27 protein-coding genes are annotated in these 24,702 nt (G+C 67.5%); all 27 read left to right on the top strand.

The window, feature by feature from the left end; genetic code table 11:
• Nucleotides 1-7 precede the first annotated feature (7 nt).
• The 27 genes from ACTQZK_RS01690 (at nt 8) to ACTQZK_RS01560 (ending at nt 24,698) form a co-directional block, all read left to right on the top strand.
• Nucleotides 8-532 carry a hypothetical protein gene (locus tag ACTQZK_RS01690; RefSeq protein ID WP_441898163.1) on the top strand — a complete coding sequence of 175 codons (525 nt, stop codon included), beginning with the start codon at nt 8-10 and terminating at the stop codon, nt 530-532.
• A gap of 4 nt (nt 533-536) precedes the next feature.
• A complete protein-coding gene (locus tag ACTQZK_RS01685; protein WP_441898161.1) occupies nt 537-2,186 on the top strand; it encodes a DEAD/DEAH box helicase in 1,650 nt (549 codons plus the stop codon).
• A gap of 12 nt (nt 2,187-2,198) precedes the next feature.
• Nucleotides 2,199-4,442 (top strand): AAA family ATPase, encoded by a 2,244-nt coding sequence (locus ACTQZK_RS01680; RefSeq protein ID WP_441898160.1) that lies wholly within the window; start codon nt 2,199-2,201, stop codon nt 4,440-4,442.
• Nucleotides 4,439-4,756: a hypothetical protein gene (locus ACTQZK_RS01675; RefSeq protein WP_441898158.1), complete on the top strand. Its 318-nt coding sequence runs from the start codon at nt 4,439-4,441 to the stop codon at nt 4,754-4,756. The genes ACTQZK_RS01680 and ACTQZK_RS01675 overlap by 4 nt, the downstream gene beginning before the upstream one ends.
• Nucleotides 4,757-4,761: 5 nt before the next feature.
• Nucleotides 4,762-4,983, top strand: a complete 222-nt coding sequence (locus ACTQZK_RS01670; RefSeq protein ID WP_225749199.1) for a hypothetical protein — start codon at nt 4,762-4,764, stop codon at nt 4,981-4,983.
• Entirely contained in the window at nt 4,980-5,246 is a 267-nt protein-coding gene (locus ACTQZK_RS01665) for a hypothetical protein (RefSeq protein WP_441898156.1), read from the top strand. The genes ACTQZK_RS01670 and ACTQZK_RS01665 overlap by 4 nt, the downstream gene beginning before the upstream one ends.
• A complete protein-coding gene (locus tag ACTQZK_RS01660; RefSeq protein WP_441898154.1) occupies nt 5,243-5,638 on the top strand; it encodes a RusA family crossover junction endodeoxyribonuclease in 396 nt (131 codons plus the stop codon). Before ACTQZK_RS01665 ends, ACTQZK_RS01660 begins: the two co-directional genes overlap by 4 nt.
• Entirely contained in the window at nt 5,635-5,931 is a 297-nt protein-coding gene (locus ACTQZK_RS01655) for a hypothetical protein (RefSeq protein ID WP_441898152.1), read from the top strand. The genes ACTQZK_RS01660 and ACTQZK_RS01655 overlap by 4 nt, the downstream gene beginning before the upstream one ends.
• Entirely contained in the window at nt 5,928-6,116 is a 189-nt protein-coding gene (locus tag ACTQZK_RS01650; protein ID WP_418831824.1) for a hypothetical protein, read from the top strand. The genes ACTQZK_RS01655 and ACTQZK_RS01650 overlap by 4 nt, the downstream gene beginning before the upstream one ends.
• Nucleotides 6,113-6,409 (top strand): DUF4406 domain-containing protein, encoded by a 297-nt coding sequence (locus ACTQZK_RS01645; RefSeq protein WP_441898150.1) that lies wholly within the window; start codon nt 6,113-6,115, stop codon nt 6,407-6,409. The genes ACTQZK_RS01650 and ACTQZK_RS01645 overlap by 4 nt, the downstream gene beginning before the upstream one ends.
• Before the next feature lie 106 nt (nt 6,410-6,515).
• Nucleotides 6,516-6,908: an HNH endonuclease gene (locus ACTQZK_RS01640; RefSeq protein ID WP_441898148.1), complete on the top strand. Its 393-nt coding sequence runs from the start codon at nt 6,516-6,518 to the stop codon at nt 6,906-6,908.
• A 115-nt stretch (nt 6,909-7,023) separates the two neighbouring features.
• Complete coding sequence (locus tag ACTQZK_RS01635; RefSeq protein ID WP_418831819.1) at nt 7,024-7,362, top strand: hypothetical protein; 339 nt, start codon at nt 7,024-7,026, stop codon at nt 7,360-7,362.
• A complete protein-coding gene (locus tag ACTQZK_RS01630) occupies nt 7,359-7,838 on the top strand; it encodes a P27 family phage terminase small subunit (RefSeq protein WP_418831818.1) in 480 nt (159 codons plus the stop codon). Before ACTQZK_RS01635 ends, ACTQZK_RS01630 begins: the two co-directional genes overlap by 4 nt.
• Nucleotides 7,831-9,324, top strand: a complete 1,494-nt coding sequence (locus tag ACTQZK_RS01625) for a terminase large subunit domain-containing protein (protein WP_441898146.1) — start codon at nt 7,831-7,833, stop codon at nt 9,322-9,324. The genes ACTQZK_RS01630 and ACTQZK_RS01625 overlap by 8 nt, the downstream gene beginning before the upstream one ends.
• 41 nt (nt 9,325-9,365) lie before the next feature.
• The gene (locus ACTQZK_RS01620; protein ID WP_441898144.1) at nt 9,366-10,901 is read left to right on the top strand and encodes a phage portal protein; all 1,536 of its coding nucleotides are present in this window, start codon (nt 9,366-9,368) and stop codon (nt 10,899-10,901) included.
• Complete coding sequence (locus ACTQZK_RS01615; RefSeq protein WP_441898142.1) at nt 10,882-11,706, top strand: head maturation protease, ClpP-related; 825 nt, start codon at nt 10,882-10,884, stop codon at nt 11,704-11,706. The genes ACTQZK_RS01620 and ACTQZK_RS01615 overlap by 20 nt, the downstream gene beginning before the upstream one ends.
• Entirely contained in the window at nt 11,707-12,876 is a 1,170-nt protein-coding gene (locus ACTQZK_RS01610; RefSeq protein WP_441898141.1) for a phage major capsid protein, read from the top strand. It begins immediately after the preceding gene.
• A 3-nt stretch (nt 12,877-12,879) separates the two neighbouring features.
• The gene (locus ACTQZK_RS01605) at nt 12,880-13,146 is read left to right on the top strand and encodes a hypothetical protein (protein ID WP_441898139.1); all 267 of its coding nucleotides are present in this window, start codon (nt 12,880-12,882) and stop codon (nt 13,144-13,146) included.
• On the top strand, nt 13,143-13,901 hold the full coding sequence (locus tag ACTQZK_RS01600) for a hypothetical protein (protein ID WP_225748996.1): 759 nt from the start codon (nt 13,143-13,145) through the stop codon (nt 13,899-13,901). The genes ACTQZK_RS01605 and ACTQZK_RS01600 overlap by 4 nt, the downstream gene beginning before the upstream one ends.
• Nucleotides 13,898-14,395: a hypothetical protein gene (locus ACTQZK_RS01595; RefSeq protein WP_225748995.1), complete on the top strand. Its 498-nt coding sequence runs from the start codon at nt 13,898-13,900 to the stop codon at nt 14,393-14,395. Before ACTQZK_RS01600 ends, ACTQZK_RS01595 begins: the two co-directional genes overlap by 4 nt.
• On the top strand, nt 14,392-15,393 hold the full coding sequence (locus ACTQZK_RS01590; protein ID WP_441898137.1) for a hypothetical protein: 1,002 nt from the start codon (nt 14,392-14,394) through the stop codon (nt 15,391-15,393). Before ACTQZK_RS01595 ends, ACTQZK_RS01590 begins: the two co-directional genes overlap by 4 nt.
• A gap of 13 nt (nt 15,394-15,406) precedes the next feature.
• Nucleotides 15,407-15,772 carry a hypothetical protein gene (locus ACTQZK_RS01585; protein WP_441898135.1) on the top strand — a complete coding sequence of 122 codons (366 nt, stop codon included), beginning with the start codon at nt 15,407-15,409 and terminating at the stop codon, nt 15,770-15,772.
• 196 nt (nt 15,773-15,968) lie between these two features.
• Nucleotides 15,969-16,442: a hypothetical protein gene (locus ACTQZK_RS01580; RefSeq protein WP_441898134.1), complete on the top strand. Its 474-nt coding sequence runs from the start codon at nt 15,969-15,971 to the stop codon at nt 16,440-16,442.
• Between the two features lie 17 nt (nt 16,443-16,459).
• On the top strand, nt 16,460-20,041 hold the full coding sequence (locus tag ACTQZK_RS01575) for a phage tail tape measure protein (protein WP_441898132.1): 3,582 nt from the start codon (nt 16,460-16,462) through the stop codon (nt 20,039-20,041).
• Entirely contained in the window at nt 20,038-20,802 is a 765-nt protein-coding gene (locus tag ACTQZK_RS01570) for a hypothetical protein (protein WP_441898131.1), read from the top strand. Before ACTQZK_RS01575 ends, ACTQZK_RS01570 begins: the two co-directional genes overlap by 4 nt.
• Before the next feature lies 1 nt (nt 20,803).
• Nucleotides 20,804-21,328, top strand: coding sequence for a hypothetical protein (locus ACTQZK_RS01565; RefSeq protein WP_225748975.1), 525 nt, complete (start codon nt 20,804-20,806; stop codon nt 21,326-21,328).
• A gap of 10 nt (nt 21,329-21,338) precedes the next feature.
• Nucleotides 21,339-24,698, top strand: a complete 3,360-nt coding sequence (locus ACTQZK_RS01560) for a hypothetical protein (RefSeq protein ID WP_441898129.1) — start codon at nt 21,339-21,341, stop codon at nt 24,696-24,698.
• Nucleotides 24,699-24,702: the final 4 nt, after the last annotated feature.

Genomic DNA, 24,702 nt, shown 5'->3' with positions numbered 1-24,702 from the left:
CAAGGACATGGCAGACAACGAAAAGGGAGAGGCGTTCGACTGGGACGTCAGGGAAGTGTCTGACGACGGCGGGTTCACGCTGCTGCCCGCCGGGACCTACGCATTCGAAGTGCTGAAGATCGAGCGCGAGCGGTTCGAGGGATCCTACAAGATGGCGGCCTGCCCGCGAGCAAAAGTAACCCTCAACGTCTGGACCGACCAGGGATGGGCGCCCATCTCGGACCGCCTGATGCTCAACACCAAGATGGCGTGGCGGATCGCCAGGTTCTTCGAGGGGCTGGGCTTCGAGCGCGACCCGCAGACGGGCAGCGTGCGCATCGACTGGAACGAGGCCGTCGGAAAGCAGGGGTACGTGAAGATCAAGGTCCGCGAGTACGAATCGAAGGGCGAGACGCGCCAGGCCAACGACATCGACGCGTACCTCAAGCCGTCCGAGTGGCCCGTCGACCAGCAGCAGGCCGCGCAGCAGACGATCATTCCGGTCCCGCCGCAGCCTACCGCGCCGGCTCCGCACTCCACCTACGAGATGTAGCGACATGGAGGCCGTGAATCTCAGGCCGTACCAGGACGAGGCGCGCCGGGCGATCGAGCGCGAATGGGACGAGGGGCGCGCCAAGACGCTCCTCGTCCTCCCCACCGGGTGCGGCAAGACCATCGTGTTCGCGATGGTCGCGAAGGACGTCGTCGACCGGGGAGGCCGCGTGCTCGTGCTCGCCCACCGGGGCGAGCTGCTCGACCAGGCGGCCGACAAGATCGGCAGGGCGACGGGCCTGGGCTGCAGCGTCGAGAAGGCCGACCGCACGTGCCTGGGCGAATGGTTCCGCGTGACCGTCGGATCCGTCCAGACGCTCATGCGCGAGAAGCGGCTGAAGCGGTTCGACCGAGACTACTTCGACGCCGTCATCGTGGACGAGGCGCACCATGCGCTGTCCGCGAGCTACCAAGCGGTGCTGGACTGGTTCGACGGGGCCGACGTGCTCGGCGTGACCGCCACGCCCGACCGAGGAGACCGCCGGAACCTGGGCGCCTACTTCGATTCGATCGCCTACGAGTACACGCTTCCGCGCGCCATCAAGGACGGGTACCTCTGCCCCATCAAGGCGCAGACGGTGCCGCTGTCCATCGACCTGGCGGCCGTGCGGACGCAATCGGGCGACTACGCGGCGGGCGACCTCGGGACGGCGCTCGACCCGTACCTGGAGCGCATCGCCGACGAGATGGTCGCCGCCGGATGCATGCGACGCAAGACGGTGGTGTTCCTCCCGCTCGTCAAGACGAGCCAGAAGTTTCGCGGGATCCTCGCATCCAAGGGCTTCCGCGCCATGGAGGTCAACGGCGAGAGCGCGGACCGCGCCGAGACGCTGGCGGAGTTCGACGAGGCGGGGCCTGGAGCGGCGCTGTGCAACTCGATGCTCTTGACCGAGGGATGGGACTGCCCGAGCGTGGACTGCGTGGTTGTCCTGCGCCCGACGAAGGTGCGCTCGCTGTACTGCCAGATGGTAGGGCGAGGGACGCGCCTATCGCCGGAGACCGGCAAGGACCACCTGCTGCTGCTCGACTTCCTCTGGCACGTCGAGCGCCACGAGCTGTGCCGCCCCGCGCACCTCATCGCGGAGAGCGGCGACGTGGCGCAGGCCATGACCGAGCGCTTGGAGCAGGCCGGGTGCCCTGAGGACCTGGAGGCCGTCGAGCGCGAGGCGGCCAAGGACGTCGTGGAGGAGCGCGAGCGCAAGCTCGCCGAGCAGCTGGAGTCGATGCGCAAGCGCAAGCGCAAGCTCGTCGACCCGCTGCAGTTCGAGATGAGCATAGCGTCGGAGGACCTGACAGGCTACGTCCCCCAGTTCGCCTGGGAGATGGCGCCGGCGAGCGACGCCCAGAAGGAGGCGCTCGAGAAGGCGGGCATCTGCCCCGACGAGATCGAGTGCGCCGGCAAGGCGTCGCTGATGATGGACAAGATAGCGAAGCGCAGGGCCGAGGGCCTGGCGACGCCCAGGCAGATCAGGCAGCTGGAGGGGCGCGGGTTCCGCCGCGTCGGCGAATGGACGATGGACCAGGCGTCGGCGCTCATAAGCCGCATAGCCGCCAACGGGTGGCGCACGCCGGCGAGCATCGATCCCGCCACGTACGAGCCGGGGCGGGCCGCGCAGGGCGCCGTCCACGTCCCGACGCTGCAGCTCGGCGCGTAAAGAGGAGGGAAGATGGCCGAAGGATACGATCTGGCGGAGTGCCTGGGCGCGATAGACCCCGCCGCGTGCAGCTACGAGGAGTGGCTGCGCGCCGGCATGGCCCTGCACGCCGAGGGGATGCCGCTCGCGCTCTGGGACGAATGGAGCCGCCGCGACGCGGCCCGCTACAAGGACGGCGAGTGCGAGAGGAAATGGAGGGGGTTCGGGCGCTGCGGCTCGAGCGACGTGAAGGGCGGAACCATCGTGCAGATGGCGCGCGACGCGGGCTGGTCGCCCGCCTGGGACATGGGAGAGGCCATCGGCTGGGACGTGTCGGAGCTTCCAGCGTCGTCCGCGCCCGGCCGCATCGTCGACCCGACGTGGGTCGAGAGCGCCGACCTCGTCGAGCCCGGGGCGGACTGGAGCGGGTCGGCGGACCTCGTGCGCTACCTGGAGGCGCTGTTCGACCCCGGCGAGGTAGTCGGCTACGTGGTTGAGGCGTGGGACGACGAGGGCGCGTGGAAGCCGTCGAACAAGGGCCCGCACACCGAGACCGCCGGCGAGATAATCGAGCGCGTCAAGAAGCACGGCGAGGACATGGCGTCGTCTCTCGGATGGAACAACGCCGAGGCGGGCGCGTGGATCCGCTTCAACCCGCTCGACGGCAAGGGCGTGCGCAACGAGAACGTGGCGGAGTTCCGCTACGCCCTCGTGGAGAGCGACGACATGGCCGTCGGGCGGCAGCTGGCCATCATGAGGGAGCTGGAGCTGCCGGCGGCGGCCATCGTGCACAGCGGCGGCAAGAGCGTGCACGCCATCGTGCGGGTTGACGCCGCGAACTACGACGAGTACCGAAAGCGCGTCGACCTGCTGTACGCCACGTGCCGTGAGAACGGGCTGAAGGTCGACGTTCAGAACAAGAACCCGAGCCGCCTGTCCAGGATGCCCGGCGTGACCCGATCGGGCCGCAAGCAGTGGCTCGTGGCCACCGACGCCGGCAAGGCGTCATGGGCCGAGTGGCGCGAGTGGATCGACGAGCAGAACGACGACCTGCCCGATCCGGAGAGCCTGGCGGACTGCTGGGACGCGCTGCCGGAGCTGTCCCCTCCCCTGATCGAGGGCGTGCTGCGCCAGGGCCACAAGATGATGCTGGGCGGGCCGTCCAAGGCCGGCAAGTCCTTCGCGCTCATCGAGCTGTGCGTGGCCATAGCCGAGGGCGTGCCCTGGCTCGGCTTCGGCTGCGCCCAGGGGCGGGTGCTCTACGTCAACCTGGAGCTTGACCGCGCGAGCTGCCTGCACCGCTTCAAGGACGTCTACGGGGCCATGGGCGTCGAGCCGGCGAACCTGGCGAGCATCGACGTCTGGAACCTGCGCGGCAAGTCCAAGCCCATGGACCAGCTGGCGCCTTCGCTGATCCGGCGCGCCCTCAAGACGCGGCCCATCGCCGTTGTGATCGACCCGATCTACAAGGTCATCACCGGAGACGAGAACTCGGCCGACCAGATGGCCGCGTTCTGCAACCAGTTCGACCGCGTGGCCACGGAGCTGGGATGCGCCGTCGTGTACTGCCACCACCATTCGAAGGGCAGCCAGGGATCCAAGCGATCCATGGACCGCGTGAGCGGCTCGGGCGTGTTCGCCCGCGACCCGGACGCGCTCCTGGACATGATCGAGCTGGAGCAGACCGACGCGCTGCGCCAGCAGCAGGAGGACGCCGCCGTGTGCGCCGCTCTGGAGCGGGCCATGGCCGAGCTCGGCCCCGACGGATGGCGGGACGTGATCGGCGACGACGACCGCCTGTCGGCCAAGCGGTTCCTGGAGGGCGCCCGCGCCCTGCTCTCGCGAGCCGGCGAGCGCGCCGCGCTGGACGCCGTCGTGGCCGCGAGAGCCGCCGCCAAGGCCCGCACGGCATGGCGCATCGAGGGCACGCTGCGCGAGTTCCCGCGCTTCGATCCCCTCAACCTGTGGTTCGACTACCCGGTGCACCGCCCCGACGCGACGGGGGCCCTGTCGGACGTCGACCCCGAAGGCGAAGGCAACAGATGGGCCGGCAAGGCCGGCAGGGACCGTCGGGCGAAGACCTCCGAGGAGCGGAAGAAGGAGCGGCGGGCCGCGCTCGAGGAGGCGTTCTCGGCATGCGACACGGGCGGCGGCGTGACGCTCAAGGACGTGTCCGAGTTCATGGGCGTGACCGAGAAGACGGTGCGAAACCGCGTCAAGGAGCACGGCGGCTTCTGGATCGACGGCAACTCGATCGGACGGAAGGCGCAATCGTGAGGAGGGAAAAAAGCGGGTTTTTTCCTTCTCGTTCCGACGTCTTTTCCGACGCGAAGCGACGCTTTTTTCCTTCCGTCCGAAAAGACGCGAAGCGGGTTTTTTCCTTCTTTTCCCTCGCAGGGAAAAAAGCGGGAAATCCGGCTTTTTTCCGAGGGAAGGAAAAAGCTTACTACTTCGTAGTTAAAAAAGGCTTTCCTTCCCTCACGGTCAGAGGGGAAAGGAAGGCGGGCGACAGCTTACGCCCGCCGTCCTCCCTTCCCCTGCCTCTGACGAAGGCGCCGAAAATCAAAACCAGAATGATAGAAGGAAGGTAGCAATTATGAAAGCAAGACGGTTGGACAAGAGGCTGGACGCGGCGAAGCGCATGCCCGCACTCCATCACACGCTGCCGGGCAGAGAATTCGACGCGAAGTCGAGCGAGGTGCTGCAGTGGCTCGCATCGCAGCCGGAGCTGATGTTGTACCTGTTCGACAAGGCCAGCGGCAACGGCCTCATAGAATACGACGCCGCAACCGGCACGTGGAAGGGGGCCTCGTCATGAGCTGGCCCGAGTACGAGACCATCGATACCTGTCCGTACGGCAGCGCCGTGGAAGCCGAGCGCGCGGGATTCTCGGCCTGCGAGGTCTGCGCGATACCGGACTACGCATGCGTCAAGATCGACGAGTACGAGTACGCCAGGCGCCACTGCCGGGATGGCTGCACCCACCCTGAACAGTGGCTGTACGGGTGCTGGTGCTGCGAGGAGCGCTACGACGCATACGACATGGTCGTGCCGTGCAAGCGGAAGGCGATTGGCGAATGATCGAGTTCTTCGCCCCCATGGTGCCGCCGACCGCGACGCACAACGACCTCGTGGCCGTCTCCGATTCGCATGGAAAGGCCCGTCTCGTCAAATCTGCGGCCCTGAAAGCGGCGGAGGCGAAGTGGGAGGCGCATCTTGCCACCTTCGCGCCTCCTGCGCCCCTCAGAGGGCCGCTGCGCGCGGATCTGAGGCTGTGCTGGCCGACCGACGGCAGGCACCCGCAAGGGACGCCGAAGGGCACCAAGCCCGACTTGGACAATGTGGAGAAGACGTTCTGGGACGTGTGTCAGAAGCTAGGCTACTTCGATGGCGACCAGCAGGTAGCTGACAAGCACGTGGCGAAGATGTGGGCCGATCCCGCCGGCGTGTACTTGAGATTGGAGGAGATATGAGCGTGATGATGCGAAAAGGCGAGTTCAAAGCCTATATGCTGAACGTGATAGAACACATGGATGAGGGAAGCGAGCAGTACCGGAGGTTCTCGGAGCTGTTCCTGACCGCTTGCGGCGTGATCGACGAGGACGGGAATTTGACCGAGGAGTACCGCTGCTCGCCGTACTGGTCGGGAGGTGACGACGGAACGCCACTGCGGCAGAGCGTCGAAGCGGAGCTTCTCCGAAAGGTTTCGCCCGAAGTCAGAAATGCGATCATGGAGATGAAGCGCGCAAGGAAGGGGAAGCTATGAAGTTCGTCATGCTGGTGTTCGCCGGAATGACCGTGATCGCGGTGGCCGCGCTCTCCATAGCCGGGTGGCTGTTCCACGCCGGCCAGAACATGCCCGCCTTCGCGATCCTCGTGGCCGGTGCGGCCTTCTTCTTCAGGATGCCCGCCGGCCTGTCCGGGAGCTTCAGCGAAGGCGGCGATCGGTGAGGGTCTACGTGGCAGGCCCCGTGACCGGCGTGCGCGGCCTCAACCGGTTCGCGTTCGAGGACGCCGCCGACCAGCTCGCCGAGCTCGGCCTCCGGCCCGTCGTCCCCCACTGGTTCGTCCCGCCCGACGCCGAGTGGCGCGCGGCGATGCGGTCCTGCATCGAGACGCTCGTCAAGTGCGACGGGGTCTGCCTGCTGCCGGGATGGAGGGCGAGCAGGGGCGCGCAGACCGAGTACCTGCTCGCGATGAGGCTGGGGATGGACGTGCGCGAGCTCCCACGCTGGCTCGGGTGACGCCTCCACCATCATGCACGGTGCCGGCGATCGGGCCGGCACCCTCCCGACAGCCCCGCGCCCCATCGCCGGCGCGCGGGGCGTCGCGCGCGAAAGGACGCACGGAATGGCCAGGAAGCTGAGGATCCCCCGACTGGTGCCCGACGGGACGGCCTGCCGCGTCCAGACGCACTCCCCCGCCCGCCCCAGGACCGGGCGCAGGCCCGACTCCGAGCGCCTGGCTTCGGAGCCGTGGCGAGCCGACGGCTACGGATCGGCGTACCGCAGATCCCGCCAGGCCGTCATCGAGCGACAGCGCGGGCGCTGCGCCGTGACCGGCGAGCAGGTCGCCGTGAAGGTGGACGGGACGTGGCGCATCTCCCAGCCAGGGGCCGGGGTGCACCATCGCGTCGCGCTCTGCGACGGCGGCGCCGACGACCAGGCGAACCTCGTGCTGCTGTCCGCCTCGGCGCACGCCCGCATCGACGCCGAGCGCAGGAGGGGTGAGGGGTCGGAATAGCCTCCCGCCACGCTTCCCCACCGCGCGCCAGTCTCAAGAGCGCATTTCGATGAAATTGGAGTATCGGCCGTCACGCTAACGTCACGGTAAGTGACACCTCGGCGAACATCAAAGCATGGAAACCATCAAGACATGCCCAGTGTGCGGGAGCGACTTCGCGGCGAAGCGCTCTACCGCAGTGTACTGCAGCCCCGCGTGCCGTAAGGCATCCCAGCGAAAGCGTCAGCTCGAAGAGGACTCCGGCCACCTGATCCAGGTGATCAAGATGGCGCCTCCCCATCCCGTAAAGCCGAAGCCGGCCACCGTCGACAACATCGCCGACGCGGTGATGATGGCGCGCGCCGCATCGACGTCCCTCAACCGCTACGCCTTGTCGTGCGCTCCGGCCCTGCGGGCGGTCTGCCTCAAAGCCGCGCTCGGAATCGACGAGGCGTTGAGCGAGGCCGGGCTATGAGCCGAGGAAGGAAGCCGGCGCCCAAGCTGGCGGCTCGCGACAATCAGGGCATCGACGCGGAGGTGGCGATCTGCCCGCGCGCTCCCGAGGTCGTGGCCATGAACGCGTACGCCGAGCAAGCATGGCACCTCGTCATGGACAACCAGACGAGGTTCCGCCGGCAGGAGCTGCCGCTGATCGAGCAGTACTGCATGGCGTACGCCATCAGCCGCCAGGCGCTCGACAACATGTCGGGCGAATACGGGACGATAAAGACCACGTGCCTAACGGCCGCCGGAAACGTCGTGCAGAACCCCGACTTCCGCACGTGGAAAGACGCGGTGAACCAGATGCGTCAGCTGTCGGGCGTGCTGGGCCTGGACACCCTCACCGCCGAACGGCTGAAGCTGACGCAAGCGGCGACCACGTCGCTCGCCGCAGACATCCCGAAGAAGGTCATGGAAGCGATGCGCACGATGCAAGGCAGCAATGGCTGAGGCGTTTCAGCCAGGCGTGGACAAGGCGCGCTGCAGCAAAGCCGGCGTGTTTATCGCCGATGCGTACGAAGCATTCCTGACGTCCCATGTGCGCCACACGGACAACGAGTTCTTCGGCGTGCCGTTTAGGCTCGATCCGTTCCAGCGCGATATGTTCTGGCGGCCCGTGTTCGGCCAGGGACGATACGTCGGCAAGGGCGCGGCGCGGCGGTTCCGCCGCAAGATCAACACGGTAGTGTTCGGCTTGCCGCGAAACTCCGGCAAGTCCGACCTCGCATGCGGAACGCTGCTCACCATCGCCACCATGGAGCCTACCCACGCAGGCGAGTACGCCATCATCGCCGGGACGAAGGTGCAGGCGTCAAAGGACATGGGCAAGCTCAAGTCGATGATCCGGCAGGATCCCGACCTGCGGGCGCTATGGGAGATACGCAAGGACGAGATCGTCAACCGCGAGACCGACGCGCGCATCATGGTCATGCCGTACTCGGAGGAGGCCCTGCAATCGTGGCATCTCAACGTCTGCATCCTGGACGAGGCCCACATCTACAGGGACAGCGCGCTGTACGACGCGGTCGTTTCCGGCAACGGAAAGATATTCGGCGCGCTCACCATCATCATCACCACCGCCGCGAAGTCTCGCAGCGGCTTTCTGTGGGACAAGCTGCCCGAATGGCGCGAGGACCCTGCCGTGCACGTCGCATGGCTCGGAGCGCGCGACGACGAGGACGTGGACGACGAGCGCATGTGGAGGCGCACGCATCCCATGTCGTGGTGCGGCCTCGACTACATGCGCGACCAGAGGCGCAAGCTCTCGCGCGCCAGCTTCGAGCGATACGAGGTCAACCGCTTCCCGCTCGAGAAGTCGGCCGACCGATCAATGCGGATGTCGGACATCAGGGCGTGCCAGCGCGTGGCGAACGGCTTCGACTTCTCCAAGCGCTTCTGCCTGGCGATCGACGGCTCGACGTCGGGCGACGCATTCGCGATCGTCGCGCATCAGATCGCCGACGGCGTGGACTGCTGGCGCGAGTGGGTCTACGACGACCCGGGAGAGGCCGGCTACTACCCGCTCGGCCAGATCGAGCAGCTGGTGGCGGAGCTGCACCAGCGCTACCGCTGCCCCGTCGGCATCGACCAGGCTCGGCTGCTCCTGATGGCCCAGCACCTGCAGGACGACTACGGCGTGGAGATCTACGAGGTCCCCCAATCCAACAAGGTGATGTGCCCGGCGTGCTCGCTCGTCGTGCAGACGGTGCGCTCGCATTCCTGCGCGCTCGAAGGGTGCCCGAAGCTGGCCGACCACCTGTCGAACTGCCGCGACCTGGAGCGCGAGCCGTTCGGCAAGCGCTTCGCATGCGAGAGGCACGGGCGCGGAACCGAGCGCATCGACGCCGCCGTCGCCGCGGCGATGGCCAAGTGGATGACCGCGACCATGCCCGAAACCCTCTCGTTCGCCGAGACCGGCGGCGTGTGGAGCGTGTGACACGAGAGGGATCATCCTCGGAAACGGCCGCTAGGAGGAACATGAGATCGCTTAAGGAGATCGTATCGGGATGGGCGTCCCCGAAGGCGCTCGCCGCAGGCTCGGCGCCCGTGGCGGGAGGCCCGCGCACGCAGCTCGACCTGCTCGACAAGATCCCGCCGAAGTCTAGGATCGAGAGGTACGGGGCCCTGCTGTCGAACGACTTCCTCGCATGCGAGACCGTCAAGGCGCGCGCGGTGCGCTCCCTGCCGGTCTCGGTGCTCATGCGCGTGGAGAACGGGCGCGTGCCGGACGACGGCCACTGGCTCGCGCCCGTGCTGCATCGCCCCAACTCGATGATGACGTGGGGAGATCTGATCGCCTGGGCCATGATCCGGCGAGACGTCTTCGGAACGGCGTACATCCGGGTGGTCAGGGACCCGATCAGGGGCGCGGCGAGGGAGCTGCGGCCCGTGCTCGCCGCAGTCGGCTACTCGTTCGACCGCGCGACCGGCACGGCGACGTACTCGGCGGGGCGAGATTACTTCAACGATCCGTGGACGTGCCGCGAGGACGATCTCGTGGTCCTGAAGACCGACGTCAGCGAGGACGGAGGCGTCACGGGGCGGTCCATCGTGGAGATGGCGGCGAACGACATCGGGCTGTCGGTCGACCTGGTGAACTTCTACCGAACGCTGGTGGAGAACGGCAACTTCTTCCAGGGATGGCTCGAGACCGACAACCAGCTTTCCCCCGACGACGTGAAGGCGGTGCGCGAGTCGCTGGACGCGACCCGCGGCCCGGAGAACGCCGGGAGCATCCGCGTGTTCGACCGCGGGCTCAAGTACCACGACGTCTCGATCGCGCTCGACGGCATGGACATCGTCGCGCAGGAGAGGTTCGTCCTGGAGAAGGTCTGCCGAGCCTGCCACGTGGACATGCACCACGTGTTCGCAGACGACAAGGCGTCGGCCACGAGCGCGTCCGGCGCGGACATCGACTTCGTCAAGAACACCGTGGTGCCGGACGTCACGGCGATCGAGCAGGCGTTCCAGCCGGTGCTGGACCGCGCCGCGTCCCTCGGAGGGTCAGACAGCGGGTACCGCTTGAAGTTCAACGTCAACGGCCTGCTGAGGGGCGACTTCCGAACGCGAATGGAAGGGTTCCGCATCGGCGTGTACGCCGGGATATTCACGCGCGCCTGGTGCGCGACGCAGGAGGACATCCCCTGGCTGCCGGGCCAGGACAGGCTCCTGCAGCCGACCGCCTACTACGTGCTCGACGAGGACGGCATGCCCCAGCTCCCCGACGCGGCGACCGCCGGCACGTCCGGCCAGTCCGACGGCGTGTCGGGGATCGAGGAGAGGGCCGCCGCCGATTCGCTGCGAAGGCTGCAGCCGGTGATAGCGGACGCGCGGCGCAGGATCGAGAAGAGGGCGCGCGCCGACGGGGACTGCGACAGGACGCGCGACTTCGCCGCCCAGGTGATGGCCCCCGTCGAGCTGGCGGCCGCCCACTGCGGCGCGTACCTCATGACGGGCGAGCTCGTAGACGACGCGATAGCGAAAGGAACCGACGATGCCGAACAGCGAAGCTAGGGAGTGGTACCGGATCAACGACTCCGCCGACGAGGTGGAGATCTCCATATACGGGGACATCGGGGACACCTGGTGGGGCGAGAGCGTGAGCGCGAAGGAGCTGCTCGACGCGCTGAAGGAGGCCGACGGCAAGCGCGTCAGCCTGAGGATCAACAGCGGCGGCGGAAGCGTGTTCGACGCGTACGCCATGATGAGCGCCCTCAGGTCCCACAACGGAAGGGTCACGGCGCACGTCGACGGGGTCGCGGCGTCCGCCGCGTCGTTCCTCATCGCGGCCGCAGACGAGGTCGTCATGTCGAGCGTCGGCTGGATCATGATCCACGACGCGTCCATCTGGTGCAGCGGAACCGCGTGCGACCTGCGGGAGACGGCCGACTGGATGGAGCGCGTCGACGACCAGATTGCCGGCATCTACGCGGCGCGGGGGGCGCTGTCCAAGGAGGAGTTCGCGGCGGCCATGGACGCGACCACGTGGTACACGGCCGACGAGGCCCTAGAAGCCGGCCTTGTCGACAGGGTCGAGCAGGCCGTCGCCGCAGCAGCCTGCGCCACGGACGACGCGGCCACCATCGAATCCGCTCCCCAAGGAGCGAAGGCCCTGCTAGGCGAGCTCTCGCCATGCGAGGCCGTCAAGGCGCGCGCAGCGCTCCCGCCGTCCGGCTCGCGCGATCCCGCGCCGGCCGTCGCGGGTGACACGTCCGCGACCATCGCAGCAGACGGGGCGGACGGCCAGGAGGCCGGCCAGCCGGAAGCGCAGGAGCGCGTCGTCGTCATCGACTCGAAATTGTACAGATTGGAGAACTAGATGCCTGGAATCGCAACGCTGCAGGACAGCCTGCGCGAATACGAGGGTCAGGTCGCCGCGCTCGTGGCGTCCGGCGACAACGACGCCGCTCGCGAGATGAGCGGGCGCATCGCTCTGACCCGAGAGCTGATCATGGACGCGGCCGCCGAGGTCGAGGCCGAGAACCGCGCGCTGCGCGAAGCAGGATCGGCGGCTCGCGCCGAGTCCGCCACTATCGGCGCGCAGCTGCTCGGCGACATCGCCGCGTTCGCCGGGATCTCCAACGGCTGGCAGGGCCGCGCGCCGATCGGCAACTCCATGCCGAGCCTCGCGCGCCCGGCGAACGCCGTGTCCGGGCTTACCACCCCGCAGATCTACCGCTACGACATCGGCGGCCCGGTCGCCCCGCCTACCGGTTTCCTCGCCACGATCCCGAAGGGCGCGACCGAGGGCGACGAGCACTTCTACCGCGCCCCGGTCCTGACGAACAACGCCGCAGGGTGGACCAGCGGCAACAAGCCCGAGTCCGCTCTCCAGTGGACCCCGGCGGTCGCCAACCTGGAGACGATCGCGCACTGGATGCCCATCAAGCGCCAGACGGCCAACCGATACAAGCTGCTCGAGAGCATCGTGACGAACTCGCTCCTGCTCGGACTCGACCTGCGCTGCAACGAGTACGCCCTGCGCGGCTCCAACAGCAGCGGCATCGTGGGCGTGCTCAACACGACCGGCATCCTCGAGCACAATAAGGCGTCAGGGAAGAACATCAAGGACACCCTCGCCGCCATGAAGCGAAAGGTGCGCGTCGCCACCGGCATCGCCCCGACGCACGTATGCCTCTCCCCGTACGCGATCGAGGAGCTGTCCGAGGAGAAGGACTCCACCGGGCGGTACCTGTTCCCCGAAATCGCAAACGGCGGCACCATCGCCGGCCTGACCGTCGTCGAGGACGTGAACATGACCGTCGCTGCTCACGACAGCGTGCAGGCCAAGGAGTCGGCGCTGGTCTACTACCCCGCCGGCGCGAGCTTCGACGTGGCCGACCCCGAAGAGGTCATCGTCGGCCTCAAGGACAGCCAGCTGATCCAGAACGAGTACACCATCCTCGCCGAAACGACCGCATGCCTGCGCGTGGACATGCCGGCGTGCTTCTGCCATTGCGCGGACCTCGGCATCGCGGCGGAGGCGTAGGCCATGGCCGGGGTCTACACGGCCGAGGAGCGCGTCGTCCGCGACGGCGTGCTTATCGCCTTCGAAGGCGAGGTCATGACGAACGAGGAGGCGGAGGCGCGCGGGCTGGTCGCCGCCGTCGAAGAAGAGCCGGGGCGCAAGGCGAAGACGCCGAAGGAGGAGCTGGCCGAGCGCGCCGGAGCGCTCGGCATCGAAGTGCCGAAGAAGGCGACCGTCGCCGAGATCGAGGCGCTCATCGCCGAACGCGCCGGCGGCGGGGATGCGAAATGACCCTGCTGCTCCGAAAGGACGTCGAGACGAGGTGGGCCGCATCGGACGGCCCCGTCTCGGTCGAAACGTCGGGGGCGAGCGCCACGGCCGTGTGCGGCAGCGTGAGCGCAGAGGCGCGCGTGGAAGGCGGCATGGCCGTGCTCGCGGAGAAGGACGCCGTCAAGCTCATGCCCTCGCCCGGGCGCTACGAGATCGCGTGGGAATGCGGAGTCGAATCGTTCTCGACCCATGTGGAGCGCGTCGGCGCTCGGTACTGCTCCCCCTCCGACGTGGTCTCGTACGGCCGGAAGAACAACGACGGGTTCGAGGACGAGGCCCGCTACCCAGCAGCGGACATCGCCGCCGCCATCCAGGCCGCCGAGGAGACAATCGAGGACTGCACCGGGAGGAGCTTCTGCGAGCGCGGGATCAGGGTTCGCCTGTCCCCCGGCCTCAACGAGCTGCCCGTGCAGGACGCCCGCGAAATCGACTTCGGCGAGCTTGTGAGCGACCGGCAGGCCGTGTCCGAATCGCGAGGACCGGCCAACGTGAAGTACGGCGCGACTCCCGACGCGAGGATACGCGAGGCCGCAGTGAGGCTCGCGGCTTCCGCGCTCCGCCCGCGCCTGGGTGCGGAGAACGCGCGGGGCCAGAGCGTCGACGGCGTCTACACGAGCTACACGCTCGCGACGGGCGCGGAGGGGGCGTGGACTGGCATACCGTACGTTGACGCCGTCATAGAGGGCCGCAGGTCGCGCCGCGCGGTGATCGCATGATCGCCGACGTGGCGGGGCCCGCCATCATGCGCGTCCACGCGGACCTCGAAGCCCTGTTCTCGCGCATCTCCGAGCTGGCCCCGAACGTGCCGCGGCCGCGCGTGACGCTCGACCTGCCGGGATCGGAGCCCGAGCCGCTGCACGTGGCCACATGGGGCACCGCCAGGGAGTTCGGCGTATCGGGCTTTTTGACCGGCGGCGTGCTCGGGGTCACGTTCCACGTGTGGGTCACGGTCGCGGCGACGGCCCCGACGTCCGACGAGGCCGCCAGGATAGCCAACGCCTACCAAGCGGTCGCGATGCAGCTCCCTCTCGTGGACATCGACCTCGGAGGAGCCGCCAACGAGATCGGCGTCCCCCAGGTGAAGGAGGCGGAATCCTGGGGCGACTCGGACGGGCGCAGGCACGCGGGGTACCTGCTCGACTACGAGGTTTCGGTAAACGTGGCCGCCTCTCCTGAGGCTGCAAGAATCATCGAGGAGATGAGCATATGAACAAGAACCATGGAACGTTCGGATTCGGCAAGCAGACCGCCGCCGGGTCCCCTGCGGCGCCGACCGTGACCGTCCTCGCGAGCGCGGACTCCGAGGGCATCGACGCATCGACGTCCACGGACTCCGTCAGCCTGACGAACGGGAAGCGCGACACGACCGCGGGGCGCTACATATCAGGCTCCGAGGCGACCGCGAAGCTGACGACGCTCGCGTTCGCCGACTTCATCGGCATGGCGCTCTTCGGGGCGCTCGGCAGCGACTCCGTATCGGGGGAAAGCGCCCCTTACACGCACGACATCAAGATGGGCGAATCGCTTCCCTATCTGACGTTCGTCCAGCAGGTCGGAGCATCCGACGCAGCCCTCCAGCAGCTCGAAGGATGCAAGGTGGACTCGCTTTCGATCTCCGCAGAGGGGACGAAGCCGCCCAGCGTGGAGATCGCGCTCAAGGGATGCGCGGCAAGCTGGCTCGCGGCTAAGGCATGGAACGGCCCGGCCTTCGACGCGTCCAAAGGCTGGTTCAAGACGGCGGGCGCGGAGGTCCTCTTCTCCCCCACGACCAACGAGCCCGCCGCGGTGCCTCCGTCGATCGACCTGTCGAGCCTGTCCTTCAAGGTCGAGAACGCGGTCGAAGCGTCCGTTCCCCTCGGCCAGATCGCGCCGAAGCGCCAGACGGAGAAGTCGGCCACCGTCACGGTCGAGCTCTCCGGAACGACGGATTCGACCGAGATGTACCGGCTCGTCAAGACCGGGAGCAGCTCTGGCACGTCCGTCGCGGACTCCATCGTCGTCGGCTCCCTGCAGGCCAAGTTCAAGCACACGGTCCACGAGGATTGGTCGCTGACCGTCAAGATGGGCGCGATCCCCTGGAAGGTGAACGCCATGGGCGTGTCCACCGACGGAGGCCCGTTCGACCTCACGCTGTCCACGGACGGCGCGATAAGCGTCGGAGGCACGTCCATCGAGGCGATCCTCGTAAACGACACGGCGAGCTACTAGGAAGGAAGGCGACATGGAGCAGATCAAGCTCGGCAACCTGGAGAACGCCTACCGCATCGTCGGCCCCGACGGCCGCGAGGCCGTCACCGTGACCACGCCCTCCATGTGGGCCGTCGCCGACGAGTTCGCCGACGGGCTGCGCGCGTCGGGGACGCACACGGAGCTGTGGATCCTGAGGAAGATGACGTTCGCCATCCAGATGCAGGCGGCGCAGGCGGAGGGGCTGCACCCGGAAGGCCCCGTCACGCTCGACGGCATCTGCGAGTTCCTCAACTCGTGCAAGGTCGAGCCCGTGCCGTCCGAGCGGATCCACACCGGGGGCGACGAGCCGGAGGACCCTACCGCGGCCGCCCGGGAAGGCGGCCTGGAAGCGGAATAGGGGACCTCGCGGCGGCGCTGGCGGCGAAGACCGGGTCCGATCCAGCCGCGCTGGTAAGGCTTCTCCGCGAGGATCCGCGCTCGTTCGACTCCATTTGGTACTCGGCGTTCCCTCCGCCGGAGCAGGGCTCGTGTGACATAGATGCGATCCTCCGAGGCGAAGCAAGCTAGGAGGATCGCGAGTGCTCGACGTAGACGTGAAAATCGGGGGGATCGACGCGGTCAGCGCCGCGCTGCGCGGTGCGCAGCCGGAGGTGAGGCGGGCCACCGTCCCCGTGATGGAGATGGCGGCCCGGTCCATAGCTTCGAGGGCGACGTCGATCGCGAACCCGTCGAGCCCCCATAACCTATGGCGCGGATCCCGCGGCGCATCCCTTCGACCGCGGTACGCGGCCGACCGGAGAGGGCCGTACTGGTTCCGCGTGGAGACTCCTGGTGGAAATGTCGGAAAGGCCGAGGCGATCGCCGAATTCTCCCGCCTCGCCGTCACCCCCCAGGGAGGCGCGCTCGTCTCGGCCCTCACGTCTGCGCACGGCAGGCCGGGCGGCGCCGGGAACGGGCGCATCCTATGGCGCGCGGCGGACGGGATGTCCGACGACGTCTATTCGAGCGTCCGACGCGCCGTCGACGCCGCAGCCGCGTCCATCGAGGGCAAGATGGGCGGCGCATGATGGCCGGCAGAGGATCCGTGAAGCTGTCCATATACTCCACCTTCGACGACAAGGGGACCAAGAAGGCGCAGAGCGCCATGAAGCGGTTCGCCAAGGAGTACGGCACGGTGAACGACGCCACGAAGGCGTTGGAGCTCGACCCGGTCACCAGGGCGCTGGCCGAGCAGTCGATACAGGCGGACATGGCGTCCGCGAAGTGGGCCGGGTACTCGTCCACGCTGGGATCGGTCGGCTCGAAGATGACCGCCGGCGTGACGGTTCCCATCGTGGCCGCCGGGGCGGCGACAGTCGCGGCGGCCGTCGACATCGACAGCTCGCTGACCAGCGTCAAGAAGACCGTCGACGGAACCGAGGAGCAGTACCGGCAGCTCAAAGACGCTGCAATCGAGTTTTCTGAAACGAACGCCGTCAGCGCGTCGCAGATCCTCGACATCCAGGCGCTCGGCGCGCAGCTCGGCTTCGCCATAGACGAGCTCGACGAGTTCGGGCGCGTGGTTTCGGGCCTCGACATCGCCACCAACATGGACGCCGAGACCGCCGCAACCGAGATGGCCCAGTTCGCGAACATCACGAAGATGGGCCACGGAGAGATCAGCAACTACGGAAGCGCCATCGTCGGGCTGGGCAACAGCTTCGCCACCACGGAATCGGACATATCGTCCATGGCCATGCGCATCGCCGCCGCCGGAACCCAAGTGGGCATGTCGCAGGCCGACATACTCGGATTGGCGACCGCGCTCAGCTCCATGGGCGTGGAGGCGGAGGCCGGCGGCACGGCCATCAGCACCGTGATGGCCCAGATCGACAAGGACGTAGCGACCAACTCCGCATCGGTCGAGACGTGGGCGAGCACCGCGGGCATGTCGGCGCAGGAGTTCGCCGACGCTTGGCGAAACGACCCGGTCGACGCGCTCTCCGCGCTCCTCTCGAACATGGAATCGACGACCGCCGAGGGCGGCAACATGTCGGTCATGCTCGAAGAGCTCGGCATCGACAGCGTGCGCCAGACCGACATCATGAAGCGCCTTGCCGGAAACTCGGAGCTCGTCGGCAGCGCCGTCGCGAAATCCAACGAGGAATGGACGAAGAACTCCGCGCTGCAGAGCGAGGTCGACAACCGCAACCAGTCGCTCGCCTCCCGCATGAAGATCGTCGAGAACCGCGCCGTCGCGATGGCGGAGAAGTTCGGCGGCCCGCTCGCCGACGCCATGCTCGACTCGGTCGAAGCGGCGGAGCCTCTGTTCGAGGCGCTGTCCAACGGAGCGAAGGCGTTCGCCGAGATGGACGAGGGACAGCAGCGCGCGATCATCGGAGCGCTCGCCGCAGCAGCCGCCATGGGACCCTTGGTCTCGGTCGGCGGGAAAGTCGCGGGCACGGTGTCAACGTGCTGGAGCGCGTACGGAAAGCTGAGCGCCGGGCTCGCGAAGTTCTCGTCCAAGTCGAAGGACGCGGCACGCGCGGCAGAAACCGTCAACGCCGGGATGGGCGCGCTTGCGAAAGGCGCGGGGGCCGCCTTGGCTGTGACGGCGGTCGCCGTCGCCGTGAACGAAATCATATCGGCTGCCACCGGACTTGACGAAGCAAATTCGAAATTCGACGCGTCATGCAGCTCCATAAGCTCGTACGCCGACGCATGTGAAGTCGCCTCCTCGATGGTGACCAACATGGATGCGGTGCTCACGTCCTCGGGCACCACGGTTGGCGAGGTGTCTGGCGTCATCGGAGAGCACGAAGCCGCCATCACTGCCATCATATCGGCAGCTATAGCTGAGCAGCGCGCCCTGCGCGACGACGAACTTCAGAGCATTCGCGAGCACAACGCCGAGATAGAGAGGCTTGAAGCCGAGAAGGTGACGGCGTACTCGTCCGGGATGCAGGGCGTGACGGCTGCGGTCAATGCGGAGGGATCCATAACGCAGGAGCATTCCGCCAAGATGCTGGCGACCGCCCAGGACTTTCACGACAAGGGCATTGCGAGCATAGACGAGTACTACAACTCTAGGCTGATGACCCTCACGCAAGCATTCAGCGTCGAAGGATCCATGACGCAGCAGGAGTACGACCAGTCGATATCGGAGCTCAATCGATGGATCGGAGAGCAGAAAGCGTCGCTAGACGAAGGCTTGTCGAACACGAAGCTGGCCATCGCCGAATCGACTGAGACGATAACAGGCTTCACGGACGAGCAGAAAGCGGCGGTCGAGACGCTTTCCGATCCGTACTGGAAATTCGAGGCAGACGTGACGAGAGCCCTAGGAGCGCTCGTCACAGACCAGAACGCATCGTTCATGGCCATGCAGGCGTCCATCGCCGACAACGGCGGGAAGGTCAGCGCCGAGAACGCCGCGATGGTGGAAGCCATATTGCAATCAGTCGAGAAGCTACCGCCCGGGATGAAGGAGCAGGCGGATCAGGCGATGCGCGCGCTCGCGAGGGGCCTCGACGCGGATCTCGGGATCGACGTGGCCAATTCCACGGCGGACGAGATCATCGCCGCGTACCGCTCGAAAACAGGCGTCGCAGAAGGGGCCGGGCGCGACACGTCGGCGGCTTACGCGAGCGGGTTCGCGTCCAACGCTCAGGCGGCGCTCGACGCGGCCGCAGCGGTTACCGGCGCTTCCGCCGACCAGCTCGCGCAGTTCGCGGCTGCGGCGGGCATCAAAGGAGACGAGGCAGTAGGGGCCTTCGCCGCCGCGATCGCCAACGGCGAGACCATCGCCGAGGCGGCAGCCCTCGCGAACTCGTCCGCTGCGACGGCCGGGCTGTCCACGGACGGGGCCTCCCCCGGCGCAGCTGGAGCGGCGGACTACGCGATGGCCATCGGAGGAACGGCATGGCTGTCCCAGCAGCAGGCCGCGCTCGTCGCCCAGAGCGGCGTGACGGGCTTCGGCTCGGTCGATATGACTCCGTCCGGCTCGACGGCTGGCGGGCAATACGCCGAGGGCGTCGGCAGCCAAGCCGAGCCGTCGAAAAAGGCGGGCGCTAGCCTGGCGGACAATGCCAACAGCGGCGCCAGCTCCGTGGACGGGTCGAGCGCCGGCGACTGGTTCGCGCAGGGCTTCGTCGGAGCGATCGGCAACTGGATCCAGAGCGCGTGGGACGTCGGCGCCGCCCTCGTCAACGCCGCCCTCGGCGGAGGCAACGCGGCGCAGCAGACCGGGTCCCCCGCGAAGAAGACGCGCGAGATGATGAAGTGGTACGCGCTCGGGTACATCGAGGAGGAGGCGAACCACGAGGACGCGGCGTACGCAGCGGGGCGCTCCCTCGCGTCGGCGTCGCTCTCCGGCACCGAGGACGCCCTCCGGGGCGCGGTTCCCGCCGTCCTCCCGAACGTCCAGACGCGGTCGCAGGTGACTCCGCTCGTACCGTACGGGGAGAACGGACGCGCCGTCGGAGTCGACCGTCCGATAGCCGTCGAGTGCAAGATAGAGAACCCGATCACGACCTCGGACATCTACGATGCGGTGTCGGCCGCGATGTCGTCAGGGAAGCTGTCCGTCGCGCTGTACCTGGACGGCAGGGAGCTGTACAACGCAGCCGCCGCCCCGATCGGGGCGAGGCTCGGAGCCATCGAGCGGAGAAAGGGGTACGGGCTGTGAGCATAACAGTCGGAGGCGTGGACATCGAGAGCCGGTTCGGGGTCATGCTGACCGACGAGTCCACCTTCAACCCGCCTCCAGTGAAGAGGTGCATGCTCGAACGTCCCGGCGGAGACGGATCCCTCGACGTGACCGAGGCGTTCGGAGACGTCCTGTACGGGGACCGTGAGGACAGGCTCGTGTTCCTCGTCGACTCCCCTCCGAGCGAGTTCGAGCGCGTGAAAACTGAGTTGGCCCGGTTCCTGCACGGCCGATCCTACGACTACCAGCTGGCGAGCGACCCGGGATACACGTACCGCGGCCGCTTCGTCGTCGACGAATGGTACCAGCAGGCATGCTTTCAAAAGATGATCGTGAACGTTTACGCGAACCCCTACAAGTCCGCCGGCACGAAGGTCCATACGGTCGACGCCCAGGCGGGCGCGAACGTGCGCCTGCTGCCGGGGCGGGGGCGGGTGCGCCCCGTGTTCGAGTCGCAGATGCCCTGCCACGTCGTGGCGAACGGCGTGGACGTCGTGCTGCCGCCCGGATCGCACACGGCCGTGGGCCTCACGATCCGCGACGGGGCGTCGGACGTGTACGTCAACACCGGCGGCTCGATCAGAGGAGGCACCACGACGTGGGGCGACCTCAAGGCGAGGGGCCTCACGTGGGCCGACCTCAAGGGCAAGAGGTGGCACGAGGTCATGTACATGGCCGGCGCGCCCGCCCCCAACGAGGCGTACCGGGTCAAGATCGCATACGAGGTATTGGAGCTGTAGCATGGAAACGACGACGAGGCTCGGGCTGAAGCTGCCCGGCGACAACGACCTGGTCGATCCAGCCGACTTCTGCGGCAACGACCAGATGATCGAGAGATACATAACGACGCTCACCCAGGCGGCGTCCGCTTACGCGCCCTCCGCGCTGAACCTCACCAACCAGTACAAGACGGTCCCGTTCGGCTCGATCGTCAAGACGGGATACGCGTTCAGCCTGTCGGGCGGCGGCATCAGGATCGCCGAAGCGGGCTTCGCCAAGGTGTCGGTGCACATCTACGCGAACAGCCTGCCGGCGGGCGACGCGCTCGAAGTCGACATCAGGAAAAACGGGACGACGTTCTGGCAGTACTCCGCCGAGGACAGCGATTCGACCTACGTGGTGTTCGACCTGGTGTCGCGCCTTATCCCGGTTGCCGCTAACGACGTCATCACCATGGCGGTGCGCAACTGGCAGTACGTGCGCGGGAAGATCGTTCCGGAGTCGACCTACATGACCGTGGACCTGTACAAAAACCTCAACTTCTAAGGAGGCGCGCATGCGTATTCTGTACGGCGGCCGCGTCCTCTACGATCCGGACGCCGGCGTCGAGCTTTTAGACGTTGAGCTTACGCGCTCGCTACGCGCTGCGTCGGAGCTTTCGTTCAAGATGCCGGCGACCCATGAGTGCGCCGGCATCATCGAGCTCGAATCGGTCGAGCCGGAGATCGAGGCGTGGGAGGGCGCGCGCTGCCTCATGCGGGGCCGAGCCTACTCCTGCGAGGACGTGGACGACGTGGGCACCGTCGAATACCGATGCGAGGGCGAGCTCGCCTACCTCAACGACACCTCGGTGCGCCCCTACTCCACGGTGGCGGGCGAAGCGCCGCTGCTCGCGCCGAGCGACCCTTACGGGTACTTCGAGTGGCTCGTCGACAACCACAACGCGAAGGTGGAGCCAGCAAAGCAGTTCAGGGTCGGCGTGAACCAGGGGCACCTCCTCGACGACAACGAGCACATCCTGCGCTCCGACTCCGACTACCCCAGCACCGGCCTCGTGGTGCGTGAGAAGCTGCTGGAGTCCCTCGGCGGCTTCGTCCGCGCCCGCTACGTGGGCGGCGCGCGCTACGTGGACTACCTGGCCGACACCGACGGCACCGCGTCCCAGCGCATCGAGTTCGGCGCGAACCTGCTGAAGTTCGCCCGCACGCGCGACGGATCGCCCATTTGCTCCGCGGTGATCCCGCTCGGCTCGAAGCCTGAAGGATCGGAAGACCGCATCACCATCGCGCCCCTGGGAAACGGCGACGCCGACGTGTACGGGCGGTACGAGAAGCGCGGGGACGCGGTCGTCTCGGTCGACCTCGTGTCGAAAGTGGGGTACCGAGAGCGCGCCGTCGTGTGGGACGACGTGACCGACCCGGCGCACCTGGTAGACCGCGCCCTGTCCTGGCTGCCGGGCCAGGCCAACGAGATCGAGACGGTCCACGTCAAAGCCTACGACCTGTCCCGCATCGATCCGCGCGTCCAGCCGATCGATCTCGGCGACTACGTGCGCGTGACGAGCGCCCCGCACGGGTACGACTCATACATGATAGTGTCGAGGATCGTCCACCGTCCGACCGACTGGCAGGGCGACGAGTACGTGTTCGGCGTCGAGGGCGACGACATCGGCGACATCGTGCGCAAGCACGCCGCCACGCTCAACGCCGGGATCAACGGCGCCTACGAGAAGGCGGAGGCCGTCGACAAGATCGCCAAGGACGCGCAGGCGCGCGCCGACGCCGCCCAGGGAAGCGCGGACAAGGCGCAAACCGACGCAGACGCGGCCAAGCTTGCGGCTGATGCGGCCAAGACCGAGGCCGACAAGGCGTTCGCGGACGCATCTCGAGCCGCCGCCGACGCGCTCGCGGCCAAGGACAAGGCCGACCAGGCGACGGCGAAGGCGGAGGTCGCCGAGTCCGAGATAGTCGTCGTCAAGCAGACGGTGGCGGCGGCCGAAGCCGCAAGCAACGCCGCGCAGATTGCAGCCGGAGAAGCCAGTACGAAGGCGGACGGGGCGCAGACCGCCGCAGCCGAGGCCAAAGCGTCCGCAGGGACGGCGATGCAGAACGCCGCCGCCGCGATCGCGGCGGCCGACGCGGCGACCGCGCAAGCGGCGGGAGCGAAGGCCGACGCCGCGCAGGTGCGAACCGACCTCGCCGGGCAGATCAAGACCGTCACGGACACCATGGCTGCCGACTACACCAAAAAGACCGACCTCACGCTCACCGAGTCGCGGCTCATGTCGGAGATCGAGCGCAGCGCGGCGGGCATCACGTCCACGGTGGCGCAGCAGTACGCGAAGAAGACCGACCTGACGAGCGTCGAGAGCGGCCTGCAGACGCAGATCTCGCAGAACGCGGAGGCGATAACGAGCACGGCGGCGTCGGTGACAGCAGTGGACACCAAGGCCAACAACGCCCAGAGCGCAGCCGACGCGGCTAGAACCGCCGCCGCGAAGGCGCAAACGGACGCGACGGCTGCAGCGGGCAACGCAGCGGCGGCCCAGACCGCAGCCGACGCGGCAGCGGCGAACCTCGCAGCAGCCGAAGCCAATCTAGATGCGATATCCATCCGAGTAGGTGCGACCGAAGCTGATGTCGCCGCCGCAGAATTAGCGGTTGAAAATGCCAAGGCAGCAGCCGACGCAGCAGCCGCGAGCGCGTCGACCGCGAAAACGAGCGCCGCGACCGCGCAGGCGACAGCCGATGCGGCCAAGTCGGCAGCCGCAAAGGCCCAATCGGCAGCAGACGCCCTTGGAGCGAGGGTGACTTCCGCCGAGACCAAGATCGAGCAGAACGCGGAAGCCATCGTCCTGCGCGCCACCAAGGCCGAGGTGGACGCGGCAAAATCTGGTGCGATCAGCACCGCTGCAACCGATGCGAAAACCAAGGCCGACGCCGCCCTTGCTGGCGCGAAGACGTACGCCGACGCTCAGATCAAGGTGCAAGCGGACCGTATAACGGCGAGCGCGGCCGCGACCGACGCCCTCGGCGCGCGCGTGTCCACGGTGGAGCAGACGGCGAGCGGGCTGTCCGTGTCGCTCGAGTCCGTCGAGGCGACGGCGAACTCCGCGAGCGCGACGGCGAACGCGGCGCGGACCGAGGCCGCGAGCGCGGCGAAGACGGCCTCGGACTACATGCAGTACACGAGCGACGGCCTGGAGGTCGGCAACAAGTCGTCCGGCTCTTGGAGCGGGTTCCGATCGCGCATGGCGGCGGGGGCTTTCGAGGTGCTCGACGCGGCCGGCAACGTCGTCGCGAGATACGGGGCGAAGGAGATCGAGCTCGGCATGGGGATGCTCGACGCCGTCATCCGCATGTGCGGCGGCAAGGGGGCGATAGCCTACTACGCGGGCACCGACCAGCTGGCGGTCATGGCCCCAGGCTCGATTGCGCTCGCCGCCTGCCAGACGCTCCCCGACGGGACCGTGCAGCCCTACGACTCCGGCGTCGCGTGCAACAGAAGCGGCGTGCTACTGAAGGGGGCCGTGGAGGCGTCGGGCACCTTCAGGCTCAACGGCGGCAACATGGCCGACTTCGTTGTGGCCCAGGGCACGAGCGGCATCTGGCGGTGGCGCAAGTGGGCGTCGGGGTTCGCCGAGTGCTGGGGCGCAACGTCCACGCCGACGTCCACGAACGTGCAGTGGGGCGGCATGACGTACGACGGGACGATGCGCGGAGGCCACGCCCTCCCGTTCGCCCTTAAGAATCTCGTGCATGCAGACGTCGTCATCGAGGACCCGGGCGGCGGAGCGTTCTGGCCCGGCGTGCACACGGTGTTCGGCGACAAAGCCCCGAAGTTCTTCGTCCTGAGCGTCGGCAACTACTCGAGAACGGTGTACCTGCACTACTACGTTACCGGAACATGGAGGTGATGGG

The organism is Paraeggerthella sp. LCP19S3_G8 (assembly GCF_052119225.1).
Lineage (GTDB): Bacteria > Actinomycetota > Coriobacteriia > Coriobacteriales > Eggerthellaceae > Paraeggerthella > Paraeggerthella hominis.
This window is presented reverse-complemented; position numbering and strand designations above follow the sequence as displayed.